Source organism: Dietzia sp. DQ11-38-2 (genome assembly GCF_014145055.1).
In the GTDB taxonomy this organism is placed as follows: domain Bacteria; phylum Actinomycetota; class Actinomycetes; order Mycobacteriales; family Mycobacteriaceae; genus Dietzia.
Window position 1 is genome coordinate 1 of the sequence record NZ_JAALDW010000287.1, and the last position, 2650, is coordinate 2650.

The 2650-nt window shown below is 69.8% G+C and carries 4 protein-coding genes; all 4 read right to left on the reverse strand.

Going from position 1 to position 2650, the window contains the following annotated elements:
- The coding region (locus G6026_RS10315; RefSeq protein ID WP_182613123.1) for a translation initiation factor IF-2 N-terminal domain-containing protein at positions 1 to 248 on the reverse strand (248 nt) is incomplete at its 3' end.
- A 166-nt stretch (positions 249 to 414) separates the two neighbouring features.
- Entirely contained in the window at positions 415 to 717 is a 303-nt protein-coding gene (locus tag G6026_RS10320) for a YlxR family protein (RefSeq protein ID WP_107756614.1), read from the reverse strand.
- A gap of 139 nt (positions 718 to 856) precedes the next feature.
- A complete protein-coding gene (gene nusA, locus G6026_RS10325) occupies positions 857 to 1843 on the reverse strand; it encodes a transcription termination factor NusA (protein ID WP_107756615.1) in 987 nt (328 codons plus the stop codon).
- Entirely contained in the window at positions 1840 to 2385 is a 546-nt protein-coding gene (locus tag G6026_RS10330) for a ribosome maturation protein RimP (protein WP_182613124.1), read from the reverse strand. The genes nusA and G6026_RS10330 overlap by 4 nt, the downstream gene beginning before the upstream one ends.
- Positions 2386 to 2650 lie beyond the last annotated feature (265 nt).

Sequence of the window (2650 nt, forward strand, 5' to 3'; positions counted from 1 at the left end):
GGCGAGGGCTTGGAGGTCCCGCCGGGCTTGGGTGCCGTCGACCCACCCGTGCCGGGCGTCGAGGCCGCGGCGTCGGATCCACCGCCCGCCGGTGCGTGCGACTCGCGGAGGCGACGGACGACCGGCGCCTCGAGGGTCGAGGACGCGGATTTGACGAACTCCCCCTGATCGCGGAGTTTCGTCAGAAGTTCTTTACTGGTGATACCGAACTCTTTTGCCAGTTCGTGTACACGGGGCTTGCCTGCCACTGCTCTCCTCACTGCGAGGTCTCCACGGCAGGGCTGGCCGCGCGACCTCGGTCTACATTCGATGGACGTTCATCGCTGGAGCTTCACGGTGTGCTCATCGTGTCTGGTCCGTTCCTTCTCATGTGCTCCCCCGATCGGCCCATGCGGCCGACGGGTGGTCTCGTGCTCACGACGATAGCGTCTCGAGCACCTCCGAGATCGCGTCGTGGGACACGTTCCCGGTGACCCGCAGTGACCTCGTGAAGGCCTTGCGGTCGAGTGCTGTCGCGATGCACCGCTGGTCACGGTGCACCCAGGCTCCCCGTCCGACCGCTCGCCGGGCGGGGTCCGGCGAGAGGGCTGCCGCCCGTGGATCGAGGACGATCCGCAGGAGCCGGGAATCTGAATCCCGGCGGCGACAGCCGACGCAGGTCCGAACCGGACCCCGCACCTCGGCCGCGCCCTGCTGCTGGTCGTGTCGCACCTGCATGAGGCCGCCTCGGTTTCTCACCGCACCCCCACGCGAGTGGGTGAACGTGAAGTCACTGTGACATCAGATGAGTCTACAGGTCGTCGACCCTCGAGACTAACGGCGCGCCCGACCGCGTGGACCGCGCACGCGCCGGAGGTCACTCCGCGTCGCTGTGGATGTCGATCCGCCACTGTGTCAGGCGATGGGCCAGGCGGGCGTTCTGACCCTCCTTGCCGATCGCGAGTGAGAGCTGATAATCGGGGACCACGACCCGCGCCGCCCTGGTCTCGGCGTCCGCCACGGTCACGGAGATCACCTTGGCAGGCGACAGCGCGTTGCCGACGAAGACCGTCGGGTCCTCGTCGAAGTCCACGATGTCGATCTTCTCGCCGTTCAGTTCCGACATCACCGCCCGTACGCGGGCGCCGTTGGGCCCGATGCACGCGCCCTTGGCGTTGAGGCCCGACACGGTGGTCTCCACCGCGATCTTGGTCCGGTGGCCGGCCTCGCGCGCGATCGCCGAGATCCGGACCGAACCGTCGCCGATCTCGGGGACCTCCAGGGCGAACAGGCCACGGACGAGGTCGGGGTGGGTACGGGACAGCGAGACCGAGGCACCGTGCGGACCCTTGTGGACCCCCACCACGTGGCACTTGATGCGCGCACCGTGCTCGTAGGTCTCGCCGGGGACCTGTTCGGCCGGAGCGATGGTGCCCTCGGTCCCTCCGTTCTCGGGTCCGATGTGCACGACGACGATCCCTCGGGCGTTCGCGCGTGAGTCCGACTGGATGACCCCGCTGACCACCTCGCCCTCGCGGGCCACGAGGTCGCCGTAGATCCGCTCGGTCTCCGCTTCCCGCAGGCGTTGGAGGATGATCTGCCGGGCCGTCGCCGCCGCCACCCGGCCGAAATCGGAGGGCGTGGCGTCGAACTCGCCGATCCGGTTCCCCTCCTCGTCGACCTCGGCGGCCATCACGGTGACGGTCCCGGCCTTCCGGTCGAGTTGGATCCTCGCGACTCGGTGCGCATCCTCGGTGCGCTTGTACGCGGTGAGCAGGGCGTTCTCGAGGGTCCGCACCAGGTCGTCCAACGGGATCTCCCGCTCCTGGGACAACATGTTCAGCGCCGCCATGTCGATGTTCAACTGTCTTCTCCTTCTCGCCCGCCACGTCCGGGGTTCGCGGGCTCCGACAGGAGGGCGAGTTCGTCCTCCGGAGCGGGACGGAACTCGACCCGGATCACAGCGCGTGCCACGCCGTCCAACGGTACCGAGTCCACACGCATCCCACGACCCGACCTCGAGACCAGCCGTACGGTCCCGTTCTCCTCGTCGAGGTCACCGATCCGCCCACGGGCCGGACCGCCGACCCCCTCGACGTAGGTCAGGTCGACCTGGCGTCCGCGTGCCCGTCTCCAGTGCCGGGGAGCCTCCAGAGGGGCGTCCACGCCGCGGCTCGTCACCTCGAACGTCACCGCCTGGTCGGGTGCCCCCCACTGCTCGGCGACGGCATCGAGATCGGTCGACAGGCTCGCGAGATCGTCCAGGGTCACACCGGAGTCGCCGGCCACGACGACGGTGACGTGCCAGTCGGCCGCCCGGGAGTCCTCCCGGATCTCCTCGAGTTCGAGTCCGCGGTCGACGACCGCTCTGCGGATGTGCGCCCTGTCGGGCTCGGGGACGATCACTGTGCTCCTGGCGTCGCGGCTGGTGGGTGCCGATCCGGGTTGCGGACGGGCCGGATCACTGTACCGCCCCCGGGACCGGCTACCGACGGGCCCTGGCAGGATGTCGGGGTGCCCGATTCCTTCACCGCCCCCGTGTCGCGCCGACGGTTCGTCGCCGTGACCGCGGTCGCCACCGGGTTGGCGCTCGCCGGAGGGTGCGCCCTGCCCCCGGTCGACGACGAACCGGATCCCCTGCTGGCACTGGCCGCGGCCGCCGCCCGGGACG